The sequence below is a fragment of the Amycolatopsis sp. genome (assembly GCF_035546795.1).
In the GTDB taxonomy this organism is placed as follows: Bacteria; Actinomycetota; Actinomycetes; order Mycobacteriales; family Pseudonocardiaceae; genus Amycolatopsis_E.
On the sequence record NZ_DASZWC010000071.1, the window covers coordinates 179002 to 203201 of the forward strand.

The 24200-nt window shown below is 70.5% G+C and carries 24 protein-coding genes and 1 pseudogene; 8 read left to right on the forward strand and 17 right to left on the reverse strand.

From position 1 onward, the window contains the following. Positions 1-87 precede the first annotated feature (87 nt). A complete protein-coding gene (locus tag VHD82_RS35990) occupies positions 88-780 on the forward strand; it encodes a helix-turn-helix transcriptional regulator (RefSeq protein WP_325713962.1) in 693 nt (230 codons plus the stop codon). Here the strand turns inward: VHD82_RS35990 and VHD82_RS35995 are convergent. Genes VHD82_RS35995 through VHD82_RS36005 form a run of 3 tightly spaced genes read right to left on the reverse strand, consistent with a single transcriptional unit; the run spans position 768 to position 2366 of the window. Continuing rightward, entirely contained in the window at positions 768-1667 is a 900-nt protein-coding gene (locus VHD82_RS35995; RefSeq protein ID WP_325713964.1) for a hypothetical protein, read from the reverse strand. The two genes, VHD82_RS35990 and VHD82_RS35995, sit on opposite strands and share 13 nt — an antisense overlap. Next, positions 1664-2008, reverse strand: coding sequence for a hypothetical protein (locus tag VHD82_RS36000; RefSeq protein WP_325713966.1), 345 nt, complete (start codon positions 2006-2008; stop codon positions 1664-1666). The genes VHD82_RS35995 and VHD82_RS36000 overlap by 4 nt, the downstream gene beginning before the upstream one ends. A 19-nt stretch (positions 2009-2027) precedes the next feature. After that, complete coding sequence (locus tag VHD82_RS36005; RefSeq protein WP_325713967.1) at positions 2028-2366, reverse strand: hypothetical protein; 339 nt, start codon at positions 2364-2366, stop codon at positions 2028-2030. Positions 2367-2465: 99 nt separating this feature from the next. Here VHD82_RS36005 and VHD82_RS36010 point away from each other — a divergent pair, with 99 nt between their 5' ends. Beyond that, a complete protein-coding gene (locus VHD82_RS36010) occupies positions 2466-4790 on the forward strand; it encodes an ATP-binding protein (RefSeq protein ID WP_325713968.1) in 2325 nt (774 codons plus the stop codon). A 164-nt stretch (positions 4791-4954) separates the two neighbouring features. Beyond that, positions 4955-5077: pseudogene (locus VHD82_RS36935) on the forward strand (sigma factor-like helix-turn-helix DNA-binding protein); the annotation flags it as partial. Positions 5078-5205: 128 nt separating this feature from the next. Here the strand turns inward: VHD82_RS36935 and VHD82_RS36015 are convergent. After that, a complete protein-coding gene (locus tag VHD82_RS36015; protein ID WP_325713970.1) occupies positions 5206-5766 on the reverse strand; it encodes a hypothetical protein in 561 nt (186 codons plus the stop codon). Between the two features lie 65 nt (positions 5767-5831). Beyond that, positions 5832-6491 (reverse strand): TetR family transcriptional regulator, encoded by a 660-nt coding sequence (locus VHD82_RS36020; protein ID WP_325713972.1) that lies wholly within the window; start codon positions 6489-6491, stop codon positions 5832-5834. Between the two features lie 97 nt (positions 6492-6588). On the opposite strand from VHD82_RS36020, the gene VHD82_RS36025 reads away from it, so the two are divergent. Then, the gene (locus VHD82_RS36025) at positions 6589-7473 is read left to right on the forward strand and encodes an SDR family NAD(P)-dependent oxidoreductase (RefSeq protein ID WP_325713974.1); all 885 of its coding nucleotides are present in this window, start codon (positions 6589-6591) and stop codon (positions 7471-7473) included. A gap of 286 nt (positions 7474-7759) precedes the next feature. Next, positions 7760-8737: a DinB family protein gene (locus VHD82_RS36030; protein ID WP_325713976.1), complete on the forward strand. Its 978-nt coding sequence runs from the start codon at positions 7760-7762 to the stop codon at positions 8735-8737. Here the strand turns inward: VHD82_RS36030 and idi are convergent. Together idi and VHD82_RS36040 are read right to left on the reverse strand one after the other, a co-directional pair. After that, positions 8728-9309: an isopentenyl-diphosphate Delta-isomerase gene (gene idi, locus VHD82_RS36035; RefSeq protein WP_325713978.1), complete on the reverse strand. Its 582-nt coding sequence runs from the start codon at positions 9307-9309 to the stop codon at positions 8728-8730. The two genes, VHD82_RS36030 and idi, sit on opposite strands and share 10 nt — an antisense overlap. A gap of 95 nt (positions 9310-9404) precedes the next feature. Next, positions 9405-11531, reverse strand: coding sequence for an ATP-binding protein (locus VHD82_RS36040; RefSeq protein ID WP_325713980.1), 2127 nt, complete (start codon positions 11529-11531; stop codon positions 9405-9407). Between the two features lie 123 nt (positions 11532-11654). On the opposite strand from VHD82_RS36040, the gene VHD82_RS36045 reads away from it, so the two are divergent. Continuing rightward, positions 11655-12722, forward strand: coding sequence for an NAD(P)-dependent alcohol dehydrogenase (locus VHD82_RS36045; RefSeq protein WP_325713982.1), 1068 nt, complete (start codon positions 11655-11657; stop codon positions 12720-12722). Further along, positions 12719-13420, forward strand: a complete 702-nt coding sequence (locus VHD82_RS36050; protein ID WP_414637633.1) for a DUF4389 domain-containing protein — start codon at positions 12719-12721, stop codon at positions 13418-13420. Before VHD82_RS36045 ends, VHD82_RS36050 begins: the two co-directional genes overlap by 4 nt. Positions 13421-13428: 8 nt before the next feature. Here VHD82_RS36050 and VHD82_RS36055 read toward each other — a convergent pair whose 3' ends face one another. Further along, the gene (locus tag VHD82_RS36055; RefSeq protein ID WP_325713984.1) at positions 13429-13944 is read right to left on the reverse strand and encodes a hypothetical protein; all 516 of its coding nucleotides are present in this window, start codon (positions 13942-13944) and stop codon (positions 13429-13431) included. A gap of 285 nt (positions 13945-14229) precedes the next feature. Beyond that, positions 14230-15165, reverse strand: a complete 936-nt coding sequence (locus VHD82_RS36060; RefSeq protein ID WP_325713986.1) for an aldo/keto reductase — start codon at positions 15163-15165, stop codon at positions 14230-14232. An 85-nt stretch (positions 15166-15250) separates the two neighbouring features. Here VHD82_RS36060 and VHD82_RS36065 point away from each other — a divergent pair, with 85 nt between their 5' ends. Further along, on the forward strand, positions 15251-15844 hold the full coding sequence (locus VHD82_RS36065; protein ID WP_325713988.1) for a TetR/AcrR family transcriptional regulator: 594 nt from the start codon (positions 15251-15253) through the stop codon (positions 15842-15844). 10 nt (positions 15845-15854) lie between these two features. Here VHD82_RS36065 and VHD82_RS36070 read toward each other — a convergent pair whose 3' ends face one another. The 8 genes from VHD82_RS36070 to VHD82_RS36105 form a co-directional block, all read right to left on the reverse strand. Continuing rightward, complete coding sequence (locus VHD82_RS36070; RefSeq protein ID WP_325713990.1) at positions 15855-16004, reverse strand: DUF6307 family protein; 150 nt, start codon at positions 16002-16004, stop codon at positions 15855-15857. Between the two features lie 88 nt (positions 16005-16092). After that, positions 16093-17469 (reverse strand): DEAD/DEAH box helicase, encoded by a 1377-nt coding sequence (locus tag VHD82_RS36075; RefSeq protein WP_325713992.1) that lies wholly within the window; start codon positions 17467-17469, stop codon positions 16093-16095. 119 nt (positions 17470-17588) lie between these two features. Beyond that, entirely contained in the window at positions 17589-18764 is a 1176-nt protein-coding gene (locus tag VHD82_RS36080; protein WP_325713994.1) for a N(5)-(carboxyethyl)ornithine synthase, read from the reverse strand. A 549-nt stretch (positions 18765-19313) separates the two neighbouring features. Further along, positions 19314-20606, reverse strand: coding sequence for an MFS transporter (locus VHD82_RS36085; RefSeq protein WP_325713996.1), 1293 nt, complete (start codon positions 20604-20606; stop codon positions 19314-19316). Continuing rightward, on the reverse strand, positions 20603-21058 hold the full coding sequence (locus VHD82_RS36090; RefSeq protein WP_325713998.1) for a MarR family winged helix-turn-helix transcriptional regulator: 456 nt from the start codon (positions 21056-21058) through the stop codon (positions 20603-20605). The genes VHD82_RS36085 and VHD82_RS36090 overlap by 4 nt, the downstream gene beginning before the upstream one ends. 66 nt (positions 21059-21124) lie before the next feature. Then, a complete protein-coding gene (locus tag VHD82_RS36095; protein WP_325714000.1) occupies positions 21125-22555 on the reverse strand; it encodes an NAD-dependent epimerase/dehydratase family protein in 1431 nt (476 codons plus the stop codon). Positions 22556-22640: 85 nt separating this feature from the next. Continuing rightward, entirely contained in the window at positions 22641-23720 is a 1080-nt protein-coding gene (locus VHD82_RS36100) for an acyl-CoA desaturase (protein WP_325714002.1), read from the reverse strand. Between the two features lie 258 nt (positions 23721-23978). Continuing rightward, positions 23979-24200: hypothetical protein (locus VHD82_RS36105; RefSeq protein WP_325714004.1), on the reverse strand; the 222-nt coding region annotated here is incomplete at its 5' end.

Here is a 24200-nt window from a genome sequence, read left to right on the forward strand (position 1 = left end):
TTCATGCCCGATAGCCGCCAACCTGAGTCGTCCCGGCTCTGGCCGTCCGGCGGGGTCCATTCGTGGTCGCCGGGCGGGGCGAGCTCGATGCATTCCCATCACCGCGGGCATCTGGTGTACGCCGCGCGCGGCGTGCTGTCCGTGCACACCGAACGCGGCACTTCGATCGTGCCCGCCAATCGCGTCGGCTGGACGCCCGCCGGCTTCGCGCACTACCACCGCGCGCACAGCCGGACCGACATGCGGATCGTCTTCCTGCCACCGTCCCTCGCCCGGCTCGCACCGGATCGTCCCGCTGTGTTCACGGTTTCCGGCCTCGCCCGCGAAATCCTGCTCACCCTCACCGGCCCGCGCGAACACGACCGCGCCGCGCGCGGCCGCCTCCACCGCGTCCTTGTCGACGAACTCCGCGAAGCGCACGAACGGCCGTTGCACCTGCCCGAGCCACAGGACGACCGCCTGCAAGCCGTCGCGCGGTTGCTGGACGACCGGCCGTCGGACAACAGCTCGCTCGCCGAACTCGGGCAGGTGATCGGAGCGAGCGCCCGCACGCTCAGCCGCCTGTTCCACAACGAGCTCGGCATGACCTTCTACCAATGGCGCACGCAGCTGCGCATCTACCACGCGCTCGTGCTGCTCGCCGACGGCCACGACACGACCCGCGTCGCCCACTCCTGCGGGTGGGCGAACCCGAGCGGCTTCATCGCGGCCTTCACCGAACTCGTCGGCACCACGCCCGGCCGCTACCGGGCCGCCGGGCAGCGCGATCAGCGCGGATAGAACTGCTTGCTGAACGACGGCGTGTGCGAGGTGTCGATCACCGGGATGGCCGGGTAGTACTTCTCGTCGGCCGAGTAGCACAGCCGTTGCCACAGCGTGTCCATCCGCGCCTCCAGCTGCTTCGCGGCGTTCCGGTGTGCTTCGACGATCTGCTCCAGCGCCGTGCCGAAGCTTTTCATGATGTCCTTCGGCAGATCCCCGTGCAGGAAGACCCGCGCCTTCGACGTCGCGAAAGCCTGGTCGTTGAGCGAAGTCACGGCCTTGGCGAACACCTTCCCGGCGATAGTGGCGCCGGCGATCCCGATCTCCCCGAAGCCGAGCGAGGCGAGCATCAGGCAGAGCATGCCGAGGTCGCCGGCGCTCACGCCGTCGTCGATGGACTTGATCTTGTCGTAGGCGCCGCGGGCCAGTTCCAGCAGATCCTTCTTGAACGCCACCCGCACCGCGAACGCGTCTTCCAGCGCGGCGGCGGCTTGCTGGACGTAGCCGTTCGGGCCGGCGTATTCGTTGAGGCGCCCGGAAATTCCTGTCATGTAAGCGCTGTAGTGCTCGGCGCCGGAACCGCTCCAGTGCGCGTTCAGGTTCTGGCCGATCGTGGACATCGTCGCGATCAGGTCCGCCAGATGCCCGATGCGGGCCCGGTCGAGGTCGGACCACGGCGTCCCGGTCTGGTGCGGCAGCTGCGCCGGGTCGCCGTCGAGCGCGTGGGCACGCCATTTGTCCAGTGGCGCCAACGCTTCCCCGACCATCTGCTGATAGTCCGGCATCCGGTGCAACGGATCGGCGACCGAGTCCGGGGTCTCGTCGTGGATCGCCCGCGCGAGCGCGGCGTAGGCCTGTTCGAAGGTGTTCGCGTCCAGCGCCGCGTCGTGTGCCGGGAAGTTCACGACATCCCCTGCCCCGCAACGTGGTTGTCGATGCGCTCGTAGTTGTCGGCGATCGTGCTCAGCCGCGACGCGGCGGTGCCGACCGATTCCGACAGCGCGATGCCGACGTGCGCGAGCGCGTCCAGCAGCCCGTTGTACTTCTGCCCCAGCGCCACCGCTTCCGGGATCATCGTGCCGAACGCGGCCGAGGACCCGTCGACGGCACCGTCGATGGTGCCGGTGGTCTTTTCCAGGGTGAACATCACCTGGGCCTCGCCGCGCAGCTCGTCGCAGACGCCAGGGAGGTCCTTGCGCGCGATCTGCCGCAGCGCGTCGATGTCCGCGCTGTACCCGCCGCTCATCTCCGCTCCTCCCGGTCGGTCACCAGCGGATCTCCGTGCTGTCGAAGGCTTTGCGGAGCACCCGGAACCGCGCGAAGTACTCGTCGTCGGCGGTCACGACCTCGAACTCCTCGCGCGGTGGCGGGGCGGACTCGGCCCGGATCTCGGCCTCCGCCTCGGCCAGCAGCGGCCACACGGTCTCGCGGGCCCTCGGAGTGCACAGCGTGAGGGCCAGTGGGTGCTCGCATCGCCCGCCGGCCACCTCCTCCCACGTGAGTTTTCCCTCCAGCACGGCGTCGGCGATCCGGGTCAGCCGCCGCGGCGCGCCCGCCCGCCCCGCCGCCCGGCGCAACGCTTCCGCCGAGAACGGTCGATCCATCGGGACACCCCTGTCCGGGCGGGGCCATCATGAACACCGAACCAGCCACGCGAACCGTGCGGCAAGGCGTTGCACGGAATTGCACAGCGGAGGAGCCGGATGTCCGAGGGTGCGCTACCCGATCCCGCCGGCGCGCGGAACGCCGGGGAGTTCGTGGACTGCTTGGCCGCGTTGCGGTTGTGGGCGGGCCTGCCTTCGTTGCGCACGCTGCACCGGCTCGGCGGCACCGTGGTGGCCACGGACGGCGCGCGGACGGCCGCGTTGCCGCCGACGACGGTTTCGTGGGTGCTCCGTGGAAAGGGCCTGCCGAAGCTGCCCCGGCTCGCGTTCGTGGACGCCTTTGTCACCGCATGTCTCACCGCGGGGGAACGACCGCGCGACCTCGAACGCGAACTCGCGGTGTGGCGGAAAGCGTGGCGCGCGCTCGCGGGCGAAGCGGATGGCGCGCCCGCAGCCCTACACCAGTTGCCCGCCGATATCCCGGAATTCACCGGCAGGCAAGCAGAACTCGCGCGCATCGCGGCGTGGGCGGCGGAGCCGTCGGCGGCGCCCACCATCGTGACGATCGCGGGCATGGCGGGGGTGGGCAAGACGCGACTGGCCGTGCACGCGTCGCACCGGCTGGCCCGCGACTTTCCCGATGCGCAGCTGTGGGCCGATCTCCGGGGTTTCCGTCCACAGCAAGCGGCCGCGGAGCCCGGCGCGGTGCTCGCCACGTTCCTGCGGCTGCTCGGTGTGCCGCCGCATCACGTGCCCGACGACGCTGAGGCACGCGCCGCGCTCTATCGCGATCGACTCCGCGACAAGCGAGCGCTCGTCGTACTCGACGACGCGGCGAGCGCGGCGCAGATCCGCCCGCTCCTGCCGGGCGCGCCCGGCTGTCTCGTGCTGATCACCACCCGGCGCAGCCTGACCGAACTCGACGGCACGCATCCGTTGCGCCTGGACCCGTTCACCGTGGGCGAGGCCGTCGATCTGCTCGCGTGGCACACCGGACGGGAACCGGCCGACGCGGAACCCGAAGCCGCCCAACGGCTCGCGACGCTGTGCGGGCACCTGCCGCTGGCCGTTGCGATGACCGGCCGCTACCTGCGCAACCGGCCCGGCTCGCGCCCCGGCGAACTCGCGGCGCGCCTCGACGGGCTTTCCGGTTCCCCCGCGGCCGAGTCCGTGCGGACGCTGTTCGACCTGTCCCGCCAGGCGCTGCCGGTCGGCCATCAGCGCGTTTTCGGTCTGCTGGCGGCACATCCCGGCCAGACGTTCGGCGCCGACTCGGTCGCGGCGCTGGCGGGGATCTCCGAGCGCGAGGCGCAATCGGTGCTGGACGGTCTGCACGACGAGCACCTGCTCACGCTCGCGGACGGCCGTTACGGGATGCACGACCTGATCAGGCAGTACCTCGTCGAATCCCCGGACGGCGACTGCGACGAGGCGTTCGAGCGGGTGGCGCGGCACTATCTGCACCGTGCGCGGCACGCGACACTGCTGATCCATCCGACGGAGACCCGGCGCGTGCCCCGGCTTCCCGACAGCCCGCCGTGGAGCACCGCCGCCGAAGCCGCGGCGTGGGCGGAGGCCGAATACGAGAATGTCGTCGCCACCGTGCAGCTGGCGGCGCGTTCGGCGAATCCCGGACTGGCCACCGGGCTCGTCGCCGCGCTCTACCGGCCGCTGGCCAACCGCGGGCATTCCACCGACCGGATCGCGTTGAACCAGCTCGGCGCCGAACTCGCGCGACGGCTCGGCGACCGGCGCGGCGAAGCGCAGTTTCTCGAAGACCTCGGGGCGTTGAGCGCGCAGGTGGGTAAGGACGGCGCGCTGGAGCACAGCCGTCGCGCGCTGGAAATCTGGCAGGAGCTGGGCGACCCGGCCGGCGAGCAGGCCTGCCTGGCGGACCTCGGCAATGCCTACCGGCAGCAGGGTGACTTCGTCCGCGCGGCCGAATGCCTGGAGCGGGGGCTGGCCCTGAGCGTCGAGACCGGGGACCGGCGAGGGGAGGCGTCGCTGCTCAACGTGCTCGGGCTGACGTGCCAGCGGACAGGAGACCAGACCGCGGCGATCCGCCACCTGGCGCGCAGCGCGCAGCTGTACCGCGAGCTCGGCAACCGGCTCGGCGAGGCGATCGCTCTGGCCAACGGGGGCTGGGCCCGGCAACGCGCCGGCCGCCCGCGGGAGGCGATCGAGTGCCACCGGGCGAGTCTGGCCGTCTTCCACGAGCTGGCCGACCGGTACAACGAGGCGGAACAGCACTGGGGAATCGCCGAGGCGTCGCACGCACTCGGCGAGTCCGCGACCGCCCGGACTCATTGGCACGAGGCGATTTCCATCCTCCGTGAGATCCAGGCCCTCCACGACGAGGGGGCCAGGGTGCTGCTCGCCAAGGAGGTTCCGGAGACGCCCCAGCTGATCCGGCTCAACACGTGACTTCACCGGCGCGGGCAACCGGACCCGCCGGTGGTTCCGTTTCTTTCGGCGAGGGCCAAAGGAACGGAGGTGGGAGTCCGGGACGACGAGTTCGCCGGTCGTGGCGCCGGGAGCGCTCGTCCGACACGGTGCCGGACCAGGCCGCCCCGGCGGTGAACAGCGACATGTCGATCGACCTGCGGCGTGCGCTGGCGGCGTTGCCGGTGCGGCAGCGGGCCACCCTGGTGCTGCGCCACTGGGAGGACCTGCCGGTCCACGAGGTCGCCGCGCTCCTGCGCGGCAGCGAGGGCACCGCCGCGCAAAGCCGCACCGGCGTGAGCACCACGCCCGCCGCCCTCAACGCGGGTACTCCCTGGGGCCGGTGCTGTCGTGATCCTGCGCGGCGTACACCAGACCGCGCGCCTGCAATAGCCTTTCAGCGCAGGCTGCGTTCGATGCTGTCGACGAGCTGGAACGGCGGCTCGCCGATGGCGGCGATTTCCTTGGCGGGCACCTGCTCGTCGTTGACGACAAAGGGATTGCTGGCGTCCGCGATCAGCGGCTGGCCATCGGCGGCCTGTGTGAGGTACAGCGCGGTGGTGTCGACGAGCCGCGCGATCGTCGTGCAGCTCAGCTCCGGGTTGGTGCTCGCGAACCGCGCGCCGGTGCCCAGGTAGAGCGCGTCGCCCTCGGCGTCCAGTTCGCGCCAGCCTTCATCCGCCCCTTCGACGCGGCGGGGGTCGCCACCGGCGTCTCCGAGCGCGGCGAGGGCCGAGCTGATCACTTCGGGCATCTCCAGCGCGAACTCGGCGGGCTGGCGGGTCTCGTAGATCGCGAACCGGGTCTCGCCCGTGGCCGGGGGCAGCAGGAACAGGTGCAGCAGCGCCGTGGCCGGGGCGCTCTGGCCGGCCCGCAGCAGCTGAAGGAGCACCATCCCGCGCAAACGCGCCGCCGTGGTGTCGTCGAATGCGGTCAACTGCGCGGTCAGTGTCTTCATGTCACCTGTCTCGGGATGCGGGGCGGGGTCCGTGCGCAGGATCGTATCCGTACCGCCACAACCGCTCACCGAACGTGCTGTTGTTTCCCGACGCCGAGCGCGACAGCGGTCAACAGGGCGGTGAGTTGTTCCCGGAACCGGAGGGCGTCGTGCGCCCATCGCGGCTCTTCTTCGTAGAGGCGACGCAGTGTGGCAGTCGGCCGCGACAGCTGGAAGAGGTAGGCCGAACAGCTCATCGCGGACGTCAGCAGCACCTGCGCCCCCTGGCTGTCGAGACCGGCGCCGACCAGGGCCTCGGTCATCGCGTCGTAGGCCTCGGTGGCCGCGAGCTTGTACGCGCGCGCCCGCTCCAGCCGCACGGCGCCTTCGAGGCTGAGCACGACGTGGGTCAGCAAATCGCAGAACAGCGGTAGTTCTTCGAGCGAAGCGCTGACGATGTCGGCGATCCGCGCGGCGTCCGGGTCGCGAGCGTCCCCGAGCCCGTCGATGAGATGGTCCCGCCAGTCGGCCCATCCTTGTTCGGCGAGTTCGAGCAACAGTTCCTCGCGCGACTCGAAATACCGCCGCACGGCCGACGGATGCAGCCCGACCCGGGCGGTCACGGCGGCGAGGGTGACCTCGCGTACTCCCTCTTCCATTGCCAGCTCGCGGGCGGCGTCCAGCAACGCGGCGGTACGCAGCTGTTTGTCCTGCGGGGACCGGGCCCGCTTCCTCGGCTGGCTCACCGGCCCACGATAACGCACGCACGTTGACTTAACTTGGGTGCCGGACTACGGTCGAGTTAACGCACTTGGATTGCGTTAACCAAGGAGAGGGAGCGCCATGCATTCGGTGTTTTTCGTGACCGGTTCGTCCCGGGGCCTGGGCCGCCAGATCGTCGAGCGCGCGCTCGCCGCCGGTCACCGCGTGGTGGCGACGGCCCGTGATCCGCGCAGCCTCGGCGACCTTGCCGCGCGATACCGGGAAAGCCTGCACATCGAGCAGCTCGACGTGACCGACGCGGCCGCCGCCGAGCGCGCCGTCGCCAACGGGTTCGCCGCGTTCGGACGGCTCGATGTCGTGGTGAACAACGCCGGCCAGGGCGACCGGGTGTCCTTTGAGGACACTTCGCTCGACGTCTTCCGCCGCCAGATCGAGACGAACTTCCTCGGAACGGTGTACGTCACGAAGGCCGCGGTTCCCTTCCTGCGGGCGCAGGGCGGCGGCCGGATCATCCAGATCTCCTCGGTGGGCGGGCGCATCGGCAGCCCGGGCATGACCGCGTACCAGTCGGCGAAATGGGCGGTCGGCGGGTTCAGCGAGGCGCTGGCGGCGGAGGTCGCGCCGCTGGGCATCAAGATCACCGTCCTCGAGCCCGGCGGGATGCGCACGGACTGGGCGGGCTCGTCGATGAACACCCCACCGATCAGCGAGCCCTACGAGGCGACGGTCGGTGCGTCCGCCCGCGCGATGGCGGGGTTCAAGGAAGCCGCCGCCGGTGACCCGCGCAAGGTCGCCGAGCTCGTGCTGACCGTGGCCGGACTCGACGAACCCCCGCTACGCCTGCTCGCCGGCAGCGACGCCTACGAGTACGGCCGCGAAGCATGGGCTCACCGGCTCGAAACGGACGCGAAATGGGCGCACCTCAGCCGTTCCACCGACCACGACGACGCCGGTGACGCGTGGCAGGAACAGCGCGGCAAGAGCCTGCCCGACGTCCGCGCCTGACCGGCGATCCGGGAGCGGCGGGCGAAGCCGCGAGTGGTGGTCGGGCCCCATTGTCGACCTCGCCGATGAGCAACGCCGCCGGGCACTGCTCATGCGGCAAGGCGCGGCACGACCGCGATCGCCGGTTCCTGCCAAGGGGTCGATCGACGGCGCGATCTCGAAAGCCCGGCACTGCGCGGCCGCACGCTCTCCCCGTACGAGGCCACCGCGTTTCGCATTGCCGAGAACAGAAGTCACTTGGTGCGGGCCGGCTTCGGCCCGCGGGTTCCGCTGGACCTCGCCGCGCGTGTCACCCGCGCTCGGCGATGCCACCACCTTCAGCCTCATGGTCGCGCTCGCCGAACGCGCACGCGAGGAGCAGCGCCGGTTCGCCGCCGTCGTCGAACTGGACGACGCGCTCGGCGACGCCACCCGCGTCTTGCTTCCCGAGGCGGTGCTCGTGCCGGCCGCGGACCATCGACGGGAAAGGTCGGCCGCTGAGCTGCCGGCCGGGCACAATGGCGCGATGGGAGTGGAATACGACCACACCGCCGAGTTCCGCGGCGCGAGCTTCACCGACTCCGACCTCAACGGCGTGACCATCCGCGCCTGCGACCTGCGCCGGCTCAAGATCACCGATTCCTGGTTCGGCGGCGCCTCCGTCTCCGGCGAGATCGGGCCGTTCGTCGTCAACGACGTCGATGTCACCGAGTTCGTGACAGCCGAACTCGACCGGCGGCACCCCGAACGCGTCCACGTGCGGAAGATGCGCACGGCGCAGGACTTTCGCGCGACCTGGGCCCTGCTCGAACGAGCCTGGTCGGACACGGTGGCCAGGGCCGGACGGCTACCCGAGCCGGCGCGACAGGAAAGGGTCGACGACGAATGGTCGTTCGCGGAGACGTTGCGCCATCTCATGTTCGCCACCGACGCCTGGGCGGCGCGCACGATTCTGGGGCCGCAGCGGCCTTTCCACCGGCTCGGCGTCACCCACACCTCCTACCCGCCCGCCGACGCGGCGGCCATCGGCATCGACCTCGGTGCACAGCCGTCGTTCGCGGAAGTCCTCGAAGCGCGCGCCGATCGCATGGCGCTGGTGCGCGGCATCGTGGACAACCTCACCGACGCCGAGCTCGAACGGCCGTGCTCGAACCCGCCCGCGCCCGGCTATCCCGAGGAAGAACGTTCGGTCGGCAGCTGCCTGCGCGTGGTGATGGAGGAGGAGTGCGAACACCACCGCTACGCGACCCGCGACCTGGCGACACTCGAAGCGCGTCAGCCCTGATCGCGGGCGGCGGGCGGCAGCAGCGCCTCGTCCGCCGCGGGCCACGCGAACGGGTCCGGGCCGAGTGCGGCCAGCTCGGCGACCTGCTCCGCGCACCACGGCGAAACCGGACTTCCGCCGCCGGTCACTTCGGCGACCAGCTCGTCCCAGCCCGCCCACTCGTAACCGTCCACTTCGGACGGATCCGGATGCGGTTCGGTGTCGGCGAAGGCGCGGAAGACCGGGCACATCTCGTTCTCGACGATCCCGTTCCCCATCACCGCGCGGTAGCGGAAGCCCGGCAGCACCAGGGTCAGCCCGGCGGGGTCGACGCCCAGCTCCTGGCGAACCCGGCGCCGTACCGCGGCATGAAGCTCCTCCCCCGGCGCGGGATGGCCGCAGCAGCTGTTGGTGCGCACGCCGGGCCAGGTCTTCTTCGTCCGCGCGCGGGTGGTCAGCAGGAGGTTGGCGTCACGATCGAAGAGGTAACACGAGAAAGCCAGGTGCAGCGGGGTGTCCTCGTGGTGCACCTCCGCCTTGTCCAGCACGCCGTTGACCTGCCCCTGCTCGGTCAGCAGTACGACCTGTTCCATGCCGCTACGCTATTTGCCGGAACCGGCCCGCGAAATCCGCCATCCGATGGGAATCGGCAACCCGTTCGGTATATACAGTGGACATTGCCCGGCAGCTAGTCCTCGATCGTGTCGAGCTGCCGCCGCACCCGGCGAGCCTTGTCATCCGCCCCGCGTTTCCGGTACAGCTCAAATGCTTCACGCCAGGCCGTGCGGGCTTTCCGGAGCTGTCCCAGCGCGGCGTACTGGTGGCCCAGGTTGTCCAGCACATCGGGGACGCGGTAGCCGGTGTGTTCCAGGGTGCGATACAGCCCGAGCACGCGCCGGTAGTGGCCGACGGCCTGTTTGTGGCGGCCGGTGTGATCGTCGATCGCGGCGAGTCCGTTGAGGATTTCCGCCTCCTCGTGGGGCAGTTCGTGCCCGCGGGCCAGCGCCAGGCCCGCCAGTGCATGCGTGCGGGCACTGTCGTACTCGCCGATCCGGTCGGCGTACCGGGCCGCGTTCCGGAGCGCGGCGGTTTCCTGGAGCGGATTGTCGCGGGTGCGCCACATCTCCAGCGCGCGGACGGCATGTTCGTAGGCCTGCCGGTCCGCCCCGTTTTGTCCACAGTGGACATGGAACAGCCAGTGCGTGTGCACCGCCTCGTCGAAAAGCTGGTGGCTTTCGGCCAGTTCCAGCGCGTTCCGCAGGTGCCCGGTCAGCTCGTCGAGGTTCTTCAGCCGCGAGTAGGCCTGGCCGAGCCGCCAGTGGGCCTCGATCCGGCCCGTGACCGGTTCGGGCAGGTGGGCGGCGGCGTCCAGCGCGGCCAGCCACATCACGACGCGGTCGCCATGGCGCACCCGCGTCGTGTTGAACGTGTCCAGGGTCTCGGCCAGCTCCCACACCAGCCGGTACCACCCGTGCACACCAGCGATCCGTTGCGCGGCCAGCAGATTGGCGTGCTCGGTGCGTAGCCAGGTCACCGCCTCCAGGAAACCGGGCCGCGGGCCACGCTCGGGGCGGGGCTGCCCACGGCCGTTCATGGTCCGCCGGGCGTCGCGGGCCGCGCTGAGGTAGAAGTCCACCACCCGCCGCAGCGCCGCCGACCGTACGTCCTCCGGGAGGTCACGCTCGGCGGTGGTGACGGCGTACGCGCGGATGAGGTCGTGCATGAAATAGCGGCCCTCGGAATCGCGGTCCAGCAAGGACGCCTCTTCCAGCCCGCGCAGCATCCGTTCGGCCTGCGCGGGCGGCGCTCCGATCAGACTCGCGGCCGCGGGCAGGCTCAGGCCGGGCCCCGGCGCGAGGGCGAGCAGCCCGAACGCCTCCCGCTGTCCGGCGGTCAGCGCACGATAGGAACCCGCCAGCACGGCGGGCAGGCTGGCGACCGGATCGCTGTCGTCGGCCAGCGCCTCGACGACGCCGAGCTCACGCAGCTCGACGGCCAGCGTCGCGAGCCGCAAGGCAGGCGCGGCCTGCGCGCGGGCGGCGAGGATGCCCAGCGCCAGCGGGCCACCCCGGCACCACCCGAGCAGTTCGGCGACCGCCTCCGGCTCCGCTTCGACCCGCGCCGCGCCCAGGCGGCGAACGAGTAGTGCATACGCGTCTTCGGGTGCGAGTACGTCCAAACGCAACGGACGCGCGCCGTAGCGGGTGATCAACCCGGTCTGCCGGGCGCGGCTGGTCACCAGCACCGTGCACCGATCCCCGCCGGGCAGCAGCGGGACGATCTGGTCGAGGGTCGCGGCGTTGTCCAGCACGATCAGCATCCGCCGCCCCGCGACCAGGCTGCGGTAGAGCGCTGCCTGCGCGTCGAGGTCCTTCGGGATGTCCTTCGCGGCGACGCCCAGCGCGTCCAGGAACCCCCGCATCGCCACCTCCGGCGGCAGCGGCGCACCGGCCGGGCTGAACCCGTGCAAATCCACGAACAGCTGGCCGTCGGGGAACCTGTCCACCTGCGTGTTGGCCCAGCGCAGCGCGAGCCAGGTCTTGCCGATGCCGCCCGCACCGGCGATCGCCGAAATGACCACCGTCTCCCCGGCCGACTGATCCAGCGTCGCGGAAAGCTCCGCCAGCTCGGCGGTGCGGCCGACGAACACGCCTGGGGCGGCGGGCAGCTGCCGGGGCACCGGGCGCTCCGACGGGGCGGCGTGGTGGTGATAGTGGACGCCGCCGGTGATCGTGTGCGCCTGCACCACGTCGCCCGAGACAGGCGCGGCCACGATGTTCCACACGTGCTCGCCCGGCTCGTCCTCGTCCACCACTGCCTTCCTCCCTCCTCGGCGGCGGCTGCCGATCCGGACATCGGGGTCTTCCGCCCCTTGACTGCACCACCCGGGAAGCAGAGTGTTCTGCACAACGTACAAAACGGAAACAGGAAGGCCACGATGGGCACCACACAGCTCGCCGACCTCAGAGGCCCGCCCGACGAGACCGGCCGGGCGGCGAGAATGAAGGCGGTCGTACAGGACTGCTACGGCGCCGCTCCCGAGGACGTCTTACGGATCGCACAAGTCGAAAAACCCGCCGTGGGGGACGGCGAAGTCCTGGTGCGGGTGCACGCGGCCAGCGTGGATCGCGGCACCTGGCACATCATGTCCGGCCTGCCCTATCCGATCCGGCTCGCCGGCTTCGGGTTGCGCAGCCCGAAATCCGCCAACCCTGGCCGAAATCTGGCCGGTACGGTCGAGGCGGCCGGCTCCGGGGTCACCGGCTTCGCCCCGGGCGACGAGGTGTTCGGGATGGCGGCCGGCACCTTCGCGCAGTACGCGGTCGCCCGAACCGGCAAGCTCGCCGCGAAACCGCCGAGTCTTTCCTTCGAACAAGCCGCCGCCGTCCCGGTCTCGGGAGTGACGGCCCTGCAGGCCGTCCGCGACCACGGCCGCGTCCAGGCCGGTGAGAAAGTACTCGTCGTCGGCGCCTCGGGCGGTGTCGGTTCATTCGCTCTGCAGATCGCGAAGGCGTCCGGCGCGCAGGTCACCGCCGTCTGCAGCGCCCGCAAGGTGGACATGGTCCGGGCGCTGGGCGCCGACCACGTCATCGACTACACGCGGGGCGACTTCGCCGAGGGCGGGCGGCGCTACGACGTCATCCTCGACATCGGCGGCAACGCACGACTTTCCCGCCTCCGGCGCGCGCTGAGCGCACGGGGGCGGCTGATCATCGTCGGCGGGGAGACCGACGGACGGTTGCTCGGCGGCAGCGACCGGCAGATCCGGGCCAAGCTGCTCTCCCTCTTCGTCCGCCAACGGCTGGGCACCTTCGTCGCGAAGGAGAACGCCGCCGACCTGATCGCACTCGGCGAACTGGCCGACGACGGAAAACTCACTCCCGCGATCGACCGCACCTATCAGCTGACGGAGGTCGCCGCGGCGATCCGCCACCTACTCGACGGGACGGCCAGGGGAAAGCTCGTCGTCTCCGTCCACACACCAGCCACCGGGGGTACACCATGACCGATTCCCTTGCCACCTATCCGGTCCACGTCGGCGCGGCGCTCGAACCGTCGGCCTCCCGCGGCCTCTGGCTGGTCAAATGGCTGCTGCTGATCCCGCACATCGTGGTGCTGTTCTTCCTGTGGGTGGCGTTCAGCATCGTCAGCGTGATCGCGTTCTTCGCGATCCTGATCACCGCGCGCTATCCGCGGCCGTTGTTCGAGTTCAACGTCGGCGTGCTCCGCTGGACCTGGCGGGTCAACTACTACGGCTACGCCACGCTCGGCACCGACCGCTACCCGCCCTTCACCCTCGCCGAGGTCGCGGGCTACCCGGCACATCTCGACGTGCCTTACCCCGAGCGGCTGTCCCGGGGCCTGGTGCTGGTCAAGTGGTGGCTGCTGGTCCTGCCGCATTTCGTCGTGCTGTCGATCCTCGTCGGTGGCGGGCTGTGGGCAGGCTCCCGCGTGACCTCCGACGGCTGGAACGCCGGCGCCGGCGGTGGCGGGCTGCTCGCGTTGCTCGTGCTGATCGCCGCCATCGTGTTGCTGTTCACCGGCCGGTATCCCAAGGAGCTGTACGACTTCGTGCTCGGCATCAACCGGTGGGCGCTGCGGGTGGCCGCCTACACGGGGCTGATGACCGACCGCTACCCGCCGTTCCGGCTCGACCAGGGCGGCGCCGACCCGGACACCGCGGACGAGTCCATAGTGGACTGATCAGATCGCTAGATTCCCTTGCCCTGGAAGATTTCGTTCACCGGCGGGGCGCTGAGCGGCACGGGCTGGTTCCATCCGGTGAAGTCGAGCTGGTTGTCTCCGGCCGGGTCCTTGACGCGCATCAGGTAGTGCGGCTCGCTCGCCGCGACGCAGGCGATGCCGTCACTGTCGGAGAACACCTGCACCGGCGTCCCGTCGAGCACGTCGAACCCCTTGCCGGCGAAGGAAGCCGAGTCCAGTGACTGAAGGATCCCGCTGCCGATGAACGTGTCGTAGTTCAGCGACTGATCGAAGTCGTCCGACAACGCCTTGCCGAGCCGAGTCGTCGACGGCACCCATTTGCCCGCGACCTTGCCCGCCACGCTCGCGACGCGCAGTACCGGTATCGCGATGCCGTCCAGCTCGACCATGCCGCCGGAGCTGTCCATGTTCAGCTGCAGATCCATCCGCGCCTTCGTGCCACCGTCGCTCACCACCGTGCCCCGGAGGTGGACCGAGGAAGCTTGCAGAGCCGCGGAGCGCACGCTCGACGCGACCTGGTCCGGTGGCAGGGCCGCCGGGCCGGGGGCGAGTGTGGCGGGACTTCGTTGCGGCAGTGGGCGACGCCCGGGTCGAAGACGCCGAACAGCCGGTACAGACCAGGCCGATCGCAGTACCGGCCGCGGCAGTGCACGCGACAATGCGCTTCATCTCGTGGTGGGTCCATCCGTGAAGCCCCGGGATCATTTCCCGGGGCGCGGACGGATATCGCCGGATCCGTTGGCAGGGTTACGGTTCCGGGCGAAGATCACGAAGCGCTCGATGCCGGGTCAGCCGAGAACGATGTCGCCAGCCCGCGTGGGAACGGCGTCCAGTTCGGCGAGCATCTCCTTGTCGAGGTCGAGAGCGCCGGCCGCGATGTTCTCCTCGAGGTGCCGCCGGTTCGACGTGCCGGGGATGAGCAGCACGTTCGGCGCGTGGTGGAGCAGCCAGGCGAGGCCGATCTGTGACGGGGTGACGCCGAGGGATTTCGCGGCGGCCACGACGGCGGGCTCCTCGGTCACCTTCGGCAGGCCCGGGAAAGCGCCGCCGAGTGGGAAAAACGGCATCCAGGCCACGCCCTCGGCCAGGCAGAGTCCGAGCAGCTTCTCGTCGTCACGGGCGACGAGGCTGTAGGCGTTCTGCACGCACGCGATGCCCGCCGGGAGGGCGCGGCGCAGGGTGTCCACCGACACCGCGCTGAGCCCGATCGCGCCGATCTTGCCCTCGTCGCGCAGCGCGGTCATGACCGCGAGCTGGTCGTCCAGCGGGACCACCTGATCGCCCTCGGCCCGCAACCCGGGGCCGGTGTCCGTGCGGCGCAGGTTCACCACCGGGATCTGCTCCAGCCCGAGGCTCGCGAGGTTGTTCTCGACGCTCGCCCGCAGTTGCTCCGGGCGCTGCGCGAGGCGGAGCGGCCCGGGCCCGTCCGGATCCGGGTCGGCGCCGACCTTGCTGACGATCACCACGTCGTCCTCGCCGCGGATCGCCGCCCGGATGACGCTGTTGACGAAACCGTTGCCGTAGAACTGAGCCGTGTCGAGGTGGTCGACACCCAGCTCGACCACGCGGCGCAGGATGGCGACCGCGTCGGCGCGGTCGTTCCTCTCCAGCTGCATCGCCCCGTAGCCGATACGGGACACGGTGCGGCCGGCGAGCGTGCCCCGGCCCCCGGCGCGCGGGGCTCCGGACGCCGTGGTCTCGGAAGATTTTCCGGTGGCGGTCATGAAAATCCCGTCCTTGTGCGACAATCGAGGTAAGCGGAAGGGCCTCCGCTTGTTCGACTGTAGCACTACCGGAGGTGCCTCCGTTTTGACTTCACCCGGACCAGCGAGCCGTCCCGCGCGCGCCGACGCCCGACGCAACCGCGAGAAGCTGCTTGCCGCCGCCAGGACTGCCTTCGCGAAAGCCGGCGACACCGTCGCGCTCGAAACCATCGCCCGCGCGGCCGGTGTCGGCGTCGGCACGCTCTACCGCCACTTCCCCACCCGCGAAGCGCTCGTCGAAGCCGTGTACGCGGCCGAGCTCGACGACGTCACCACGGGCGCGCCCGACTTGCTCGCCGAGTTCCCGCCCGAAACCGCACTGCGCGTATGGATGGACCGGTACGCGGCGTTCGTCGAGACCAAGCGCGGGATGATCGACACCCTTCGCGCCGGCTGGGCTTCCGGAAAGATGGCGACCCCGACCACGCGGGAGCGCGTGACGGCCGTGATCGCGGCGATCCTTGGCGAAGGCGCGAAAACGGGCTCGCTGCGCGCGGACGTCGAACCCGAGGACGTCACCACGATGCTGCTCGGCGTTTTCCTGTCCACGGCGGCCAGCGACACCCCGGATCAGACCGGCAGGCTCCTGGATCTCCTCATCGACGCGCTACGCACGCACGAGTCCAGCTCCTCGGGCTGACCGGCTGGGTTCAGCGCACCTTCTCGGGGATGGCGTCGAGGGTGTGCAGCACCTGCACCGCCAGCGCGTGGCATTCCTGATCGGAAAGTGTCGACTTTCCTTTCAGGACTGCCTCCACCAGCTCGATGCGGTGTTCGTACTGGGAAACGTAAACGGCCATCAGGGAACTCCCTTGGTTTGCGCTGAATGGGGGGGCGCCGGGGTCCCGGGCGATGCCAGATAGCGATGTATCCCCCAGTCTAGCCGGATTACCTGGCGCGGCGGCGGTTCCCGGCGCGTGTTCCGGCGGAGAAGGCCGCGGCGCCGGACCGGCCGCCGCGTACGGACCGGCCCTCGGCCTTGGGCTCGGACTTGGCCGGCACGCGCTGCTTCGGGTTCTGCTTGGTGGCCTTGCCGGCACCTCGCCGGGGCGGGCGGGAAACCACGGGCGGTTTTGCCGGCGGCGGAACGAAAGTGCGTTCGCCGGGCGCCAGTTCGGTCAGCAGCGGATGCCCGGCGCCGAGCTTCGTGGTGGTCGGCGTGATGCCGGCCTTGCGGGTCAGGTCACGGACGTCGCGGACCTGCTCGTCGGTCATCAGCGTGACCACCGTGCCCGCCGCGCCCGCCCTGGCCGTGCGGCCCGAACGGTGCAGGTACGCCTTGTGCTCGACGGGCGGGTCGGCGTGCACGACCAGGGTGACGTCGTCGACGTGGATGCCGCGGGCCGCGATGTCGGTGGCCACCAGCACCGTGGCGGCGCCGGAGGAGAACGCGCCGAGGTTACGCGTACGCGCGACCTGGCCGAGGTTGCCGTGCAGCTCGACGGCGGGCACCCCGGACGAAACAAGCTGGCGGGTAAGGGATTTCGCGCGGTGCTTGGTGCGGGTGAACACCAGTGTGCGGCCCGGCGCCGACGCCAGCTCCACGAGCACCGGGAGCCGTTCGGCGGACTGGACGTGCAGCACGTGGTGCGCCATCGCCGCCACCGGGGACCGCGCCGAGTCGACGCTGTGCGTGACCGGGTCCCGCATGAACCGCCGCACCAGCACGTCGACCCCGGCATCCAGGGTCGCCGAGAACAGCAGCCGCTGCCCGTCCGGCGGGGTCTTCTCCAGCAGCCGCCGCACGACCGGCAGGAATCCGAGATCGGCCATGTGGTCGGCCTCGTCGAGCACGGTGATCTCGACCGCGTCCAGCCGCACGTGGCCCGTTTCGAGGTGGTCGGCGAGCCGGCCGGGGCAGGCCACCACGATGTCCACGCCCGAGCGCAGCCGCGAGATCTGCGGGCCGGCGCTGACGCCGCCGAAGATCGTGATCGTGCGCAGCGAAAGCGCTTGCGCCAGCGGGGCGATGGTCGCCTCGATCTGGCTCGCCAGCTCTCGCGTCGGCGCGAGGATCAGCGCACGCGGGCGCCCGGGCTTGCGCTTGACCGGCTTCGCGGCGAGGCGGGCCAGCACCGGCAGCACGAACGCGTAGGTCTTGCCCGATCCGGTGCGGCCGCGGCCGAGCACGTCCCGACCGGCCAGCGAGGACGGCAGCGTCGCCGCCTGGATCGGGAACGGGGTGTCGATGCCCTGTGCGGACAGGGCATCGATGAGGGCGGGCGGAACGTCGAGCTCCGCGAAGGAAGGGCGGCTGACCGCCATAGATCGTCTCCAAGATCGAAGGTCGTCCTGCCCGGCGCAGATCCGAGGTGGACCGCGGCGCGTGGTAGTCGACACCAGACGCGGCCCGAGGCAGAACTGAGCGGGCCGCGTCCGCAACTCTACCCGAACGGCCCGGCCGGCGTCCGGCCGCTGGGGTGCGGATACTCCGCCGCGCGATGCTGGAAGGCCAGAATGTCCGGGTTCCGGATGACGCCGTCGCGGATTTCGATGGCCCGTTTCAGGGTCTGGTCGCCCTCCCAGCCCGCCGGCCCGCCCAGGACCGGCCGGAGGTAGGGCAGCAGCGCCTCGCTGATCTCCCAGGTCGCGGAGTTCCACAGGTAGGACGGGCTGTGGTCGACGGCGTAGTAGGTGATCCCGTCGCCGACGACGAAGGCCGGTTGCGTGAACGAGGTGGGCCGCGCCCAGCTGAAACCCATCCCCGCGTCGCAGGAGACGTCGATGATGAGGCTGCCGGGGGCGAAGGCCGGCAGGTCCTCCTCGATGACGAAGGTCAGGGGCGCCGCGGTGTCCTGCAGCACGCAGTTGACGACGATGTCGTGCTCGGCGAGGAATCCCGCCAGCGGCACCCGGCCCGCGGCCGTGAGCGCGTGGCTGCGCCGGGGGTCGCCCGGGTTGTTCACGTCATGGTCGAAGTGCACCATCCGGGCGGAGTGGATCGGCGAGCCCACCGCGGTGACCCCGCGCTGGGTGAGGATCTCGACGTCGTGCACCCCGTGCGCGTTCAGTGCCGTCACCGCTCCGCGCGCGGTCGCGCCGAACCCGATCACCACGGCGCGCAGGCGACGGCCGTAGTCGCCGGTCATCCCGGCGAGCGCGAGGGCGTGCAGCACGGAGGAGTACCCGGCCAGCTCGTTGTTCTTGTGGAAGACGTGCAGATTGAACGAACCCGACGCGCTCCAGTGGTTCATCGCCTCGAAGGCGATCAGCGTAAGCCGGTTGTCGATCGCGATCTGGGTCAGTTTGTGGTCCTGCACGCAATGCGGCCAGCCCCAGAGGGTCTGTCCCGGCCGCAGCTCCGCCAGATCCGCCGCGAGCGGTTTGGCCAGCAGGATCACGCCGCAGTCCGCGATCAGCTCCTCGCGGGATCTCACTCCCGCGACCGACCGCGCGAGCTGTTCGTCGGAGACGCCGAACCGCGCGCCATAGCCCCGTTCGAGGTAGATCCGTTCCCGGAGATCGTTGTCCACAAGGGGAAAATGCGCCGGATGGACCGGGAGCCGGAACTCGTTTTCCTTACCGGACCGGGCCAGAATTCCGAGCGTGAGCTGATTCAAGTGTGCCTTCCGTCCCCGGGCGAAATGCCCTGGGCGCATTCGACACTACGCTCAGGCGGCCGGTCCTGTCCGTACCCGCCCTCGATTCGAAGACCGGCTCGCGGAGCAGCGTTGGCCGCGTGGCCGCACGTCATGGCGCACGCGCACGGCGAAGGCGCGAAAGCCGCCGTGCGCAACGGAGTCCGCTCGATCGAACACGGCCATCACCTCGGGCGACGAGACCCTCGCGATGATGGCCGAATGCGGCACCTGGCTGGTGCCGACGCGCAGCGCGGGGGCCGGGCTGCGCCCCGCGATCGAAGCCGGTGTCCGCTACCCCGACCACATCGTCGAGAAGATCAAGCAACGCACCGACGGCAGCGCGCGGCGCGCCGTCGAGGCCGGTGTCCGCATCGCGATGGCACCGACGCGCCGCGGCTCCCGGCAAGCGCGCGGACCTCGTCATCGTCGACGGGGATCCGCTGGAGGTGCGGGGATCTCGGGAGGCGGATCCGCGCGGTCTGCCAGGACGGCCAGGCCGTGCACATCGCCGCCCGGCGCGGCTCGGCCTCAGCCGCCGTGCCGCCCTTGCTCCAGACGCAGCTCGTCGTCGATCGCACCGGGGGCACCGCCGAACTCGTCCGCCACCTCGCCGGGAATCTCGTTCTCCACCCGCTCCGCGTCCGCCTGCTGGGCATCGGCCGTGCGGAGCAGGCGGTGTCCCGTTGCGAGGCAACCGATGCCGAGCACGACCGCGACCGCGCCGACGACGAACGGGACGTGGATGTTCCAGGCGTCCACCATTTTGCCCGCCACGAACGGCGCGAGCCCGCCGCCGATGAAGCGCACGAAACCGTAGGCTGCCGACGCGACGGGACGTTCCACCGGCGCGACGAGCATGACGGCCTGCGTGGTCAGGGTGTTGTTGATCCCGACGACGATCCCGGAGGCCACCACGCAGACGATCAACGTCACCCGGCTGCCGGTGAACAGGCCGATCAACAGCAGCAGCACCGCGAAAAACCCGAGCGCCCCGTACAGCGAAGGCGCGGTGCCGAACCTGGCCTGCAGCCTCGGCGCACCGACCACGGCGAAGAACGCGACCAGCAGCCCCCAGCCGAAGAACACGAAACCGAGCTGGATCGCGCTCAGCTCCATGGGGTAGGGCGCATAACCGAGCATCGTGAAGAAGCCCCAGTTGTACAGCAACGCGGTCACGCTCATCGTCAGCAGACTCCGGTGGCGCAGCGCGAGCAACGGCGCGGCAAGTGAAATCGGCTTCGCCGGCTTCGGCGTCTTCGGCAGCAGTGTGACCGTCGCCAGCAGGGCGACCGCCATCAGCGCGGCGACCCCGAAAAACGGGCCGCGCCAGCTGACTTCGCCGAGCAGGCCGCCCACCAGCGGACCAGCCGCGATCCCCAGCCCGAGCGCCGCCTCGTACAGCACGATCGCGCCAGCGAACCCCCCGGTCGCGGAAGCGACGATGACCGCCAGCGACGTCGCGATGAACAGCGCGTTGCCAAGGCCCCAGCCGGCGCGGAAGCCGACGATCCCGCCGATGGAGCCGGAAAACCCGGCCAGCGCGGCGAAAACGACGATCAGCACCAGCCCGGCGATCAGTGTCCACTTCGGACCGACCCGGCTGGACACCCAGCCGGTGACCAGCATCGCCACCGCGGTCACCACGAGATAACTGGTGAACAGCAGGCTCACCTGGCTCGGCGTCGCATGCAGCTGCTGGGACAGCGCGGGCAGGATCGGATCGACGAGACCGATGCCCATGAAGCTGACCACGCAGGCGAAGGCGACGGCCAGCACCGCCTTGGGTTGCCGGAAAATCCCGGCACCGCCACCTGAGCTCATCGGGACACCTCCGATCCGGATCGGGACCGTCGCAGCGCTTCGGTCAGGTGAGTGAGCGCCGGCAGCGCCCCGGCGAGGTCGCGCAGTTCGTCGCCGGACAGTTCGGCGAGCAACGGCGTGAGGGATCCGGTGCGATCGGCGCGGCGCCGGCGCACCAGCCGTGTTCCTTCCGGCGTCGCGGTGATCAGCACGGCGCGCCCGTCACTCGGGTCCGGCTCCCGCCTGATGAGCCCCTGTGCGCGCAGTTGCGCGGCGAGAGTCGTCATCGACTGCTGCGTGACACCCACCGCCGCCGCCAGGTCGACCACCCGCGCGGGCCCTTCCCGGCCCAGTGTGTTCAGCACCGCCGCGGCCGTCGGACTCAGGTCCGCACGCCGCGCCCGCGCCCACGGGACGAACGCGGTCACCAGGTCGTCGAGTGCGACGGCGAGCCGCTCGAGGTCCTCGCCCATGAATTTATTTGTACAGCCTAACTGTGTAAATGACAACCGTCGGGACCGGCGATCCCCGGTACCGGCTCACTCCTCGAGCTGGGCCAGAAACCGGTTCCGCCCGGCCTGCGCCCGGTAGGACGCGGGGTCGCGGACGCAGTCCGGGCACCAGTGCCCGGCGGTCAGGACCAGCCGCGGGCTGCCGTCGAATTCGTGCCCGAACGCGCAGCGCCACCGCAGGGGCGTGGCGACCTCGCCAGGCGGCACGTCCTCGGTCAGCAGTGCGCCACCACGGAAGGCGGCCGCCTGCCGATAGTCCACTTCGGACCAGTCGGCCGGATCCTTCGACTCGTCGTAGCCGTGGTCGAGCAGCCGGGGGTTGCGGTCGGGCGCGGGCACTTCGAAGGTGGACCAGTCGCCGATGGCTTCCCATTCCGCGCGGGAGCCGAAGTAGGCGGCGATCTTGTCCTCGTCGTTGTCACGGATGAACCGCATCGTGCCACGGGGGCGGCGGCTCAACGGCTTGAGCACCAGGTGTTTCACCACCCAGGCCGGCACCTTTCCAGCCTGCCGCAAGGAAACCGGGGCGTTCGCGACCGCGCGCGCGAGCGCCGCCTCAAAAGTGTCCTCGCGGAACGGGACCAGCTTTTCGAGCAGATCGGAATCGGTGTACCACTGGCCGTGGAAATTGCGGGTGGCGAACCAGTTGCGGTCGTACCAGCGGCGCACGTCGCGCACCCCGACCGCGCCGGCGAAGCTCGCCAGCAGGTCCCAGTTCGTCAGCCGCCAGCTCTCGCCGCCGCCGATGTTGTAGACCCCGCCCCAGAATTCCGCCGGCACGCCGGGTTCGCAGATGTTCACCAGCAGCCGGGCCGCGTCCTCGACCGACACCCATTCCATCACCCCGGCGAACGGGGTGTGCGTCATGATCGGATCGCGGATCTCCAGCACACCGGGGTGGAAAATGCCGGTCTGGCGCAGCCAAGCCCATTTCGGCAGTCCGGAATCCACCAGCGCACGCTCGGCGACGATCTTGCTCTGGCCGTACTCGTCGAACCGGGACACCCGCAGCGGATCGCCCACCCGCCCCCAGTGGTGCGGCGGGTTACGGTCCCCGGTCTCGGCGACCGAGCCGATCATCACGACCCCGGTCGCGGCGGGATCGGGCTGCGCGCGGACGGCGCGGATGATGTTGCGGGCGCTGCCGACGTTGACCCGGTGGGTGAGCTCCGGGTGGTCGTCGGCGAACGGGGACACGACCGCACCGACGTGCAGCACGAAATCCGCGCCCCGGACGCACCGCTGGACGTCCGCGTAATCGGTCAGATCGCCGTAGGCCACCTCGAGATTGCCCATGCCGGAGAACTCGGCCATCGCGGCCCGGTCCCCCGGCGTCGGCAGCACCAGCGCGACCACGTCGAACCGGTCCTCGCGGCGGGCGAACTCCCGCAGCACGACCCGGCCCCAGTTCCCGGAAGCGCCGGTCAGGAACACCCGGCGACGGCCAGTCTCGGTCATCCAGTCTCCTCGCTGATCGACATCCCATTGTGACCACGAACGGTCCGGGACCGACAGCGAGCCGTGCCGCTGGGCGGCACGCGTCCTAACCGGTGGCGCGCAGCGGCGCACCGACTTCGTGCAGATGCTCCAGCACCTGCCGGTAGGACCGCAGCAAACTGGTCTGGCTGTAGGAAATACCGTGTTCGGCGCAGAACCGCCGGACGATCGGCTGGGCGTGCCGCAGGTGCGGGCGGGGCATGTTCGGGAACAGGTGGTGCTCGATCTGGTAGTTGAGCCCGCCGAGGGCGAGGTCGGTGAAGAAGCCGCCGCGCACGTCGCGTGAGGTCAGCACCTGGCGGCGCAGGAAGTCCAGCCGCGCTCCGCGCTCGATGATCGGCATCCCCTTGTGGTTCGGGGCGAAGGTGCAGCTCATGTACAGGCCCCACACCGCCTGGTTCACGCCGAGGAACGCGATCGCCTTGGCCGGCGACATGACCAGGAGCAGCAGCGTGAGGAACAGCGCCGCGTGCAGCATCAGCGTCAGGGCCTCGACCCGCCGGCTGCCGCCCCGCGAACTGCGGTTCCGGCCGGTGCTCACCGCGACGACGCTGTCGACGTGCAGGCTGATGCCTTCGAGCAGGGTGAGGGGGAAGAACAGCCAGGCCTGCCGGCGGACCACGAAGCGGCTCACCGCGTTGTTGCGCTTGGCCGCCTGCGCCGTGGTGAAGGCGAGCACCCCGTCCCCGATGTCCGGGTCGCGGTCCTCGTGGTTGGGGTTGGCGTGGTGCCGGCTGTGCGTGTCCACCCACCAGCCGTAGCTGAGGCCGATGAGCACGTTGCCGAGCGTGCGGCCGAGGGCGTCGTTGTGCCGCCGGTTGGCGAAGATCGCCTGGTGCCCGGCGTCGTGGCCCAGGAACGCCACCTGGGCGAAGGCGAACGCGAGCAGGACGGCCGGAACGAGCTGGAACCACGAGTTCCCGAGCAGCACGACCCCGGCGACGACCGCGGCGAGGAACCCCAGCGTCAGCGCCGTCCGCAGGCCGTAGCGCGCGAGCCGGCGGTCGAGCAGGCCGGCGGCGCGCACCGCCCGGACCAGTTCGCTGAAGTCGCTGCGGACGCGCGGGGCCGCGGCCGGTCCGGCGCGCTCCTGATCGACGGCCTGGGCCACGGTGCCTTGTGCCATGTCCTCGGTCCTTCCCGGTGGCGGTGTTCACGCGCACCCTGCGCGTGCATCGCGGTCATGCGGAAAGGCGGAACTCCGGGACGGCTACCCCGGGCAACGACAGACGCACTTCAACAAGTCCTGCGTCGCGAGTCGTGCCGATGAAGGAGGTGCTGACAACCAGCTCCGACCATACAGTCACCCGGCGCGATCGCCGGTGTCGCTCGCACCGGCGCCGAGCCGTTCTCACAGGGTCCGGCAGCGCAGCTATCGCGCCGGTCAGCCGGCGGGCGGCTCGGGATCGGCCTCCAGGCAGATCGGGATGCCCGGCGTCACGAGGATCGACCACGGCCGGCCGTCCCGGTCGTTGAAGGTGATCCACCCGCCCCGGCTGGCGTGCGCGCCGATCGTCTCGGTCACCTGCCGCGTGGTGGTCGGGTCGAGGTCGAACGTCATCGTGGTTCCGTAGTGCAGTCGTGCCATTGAGCGCTCCGGTTCGTC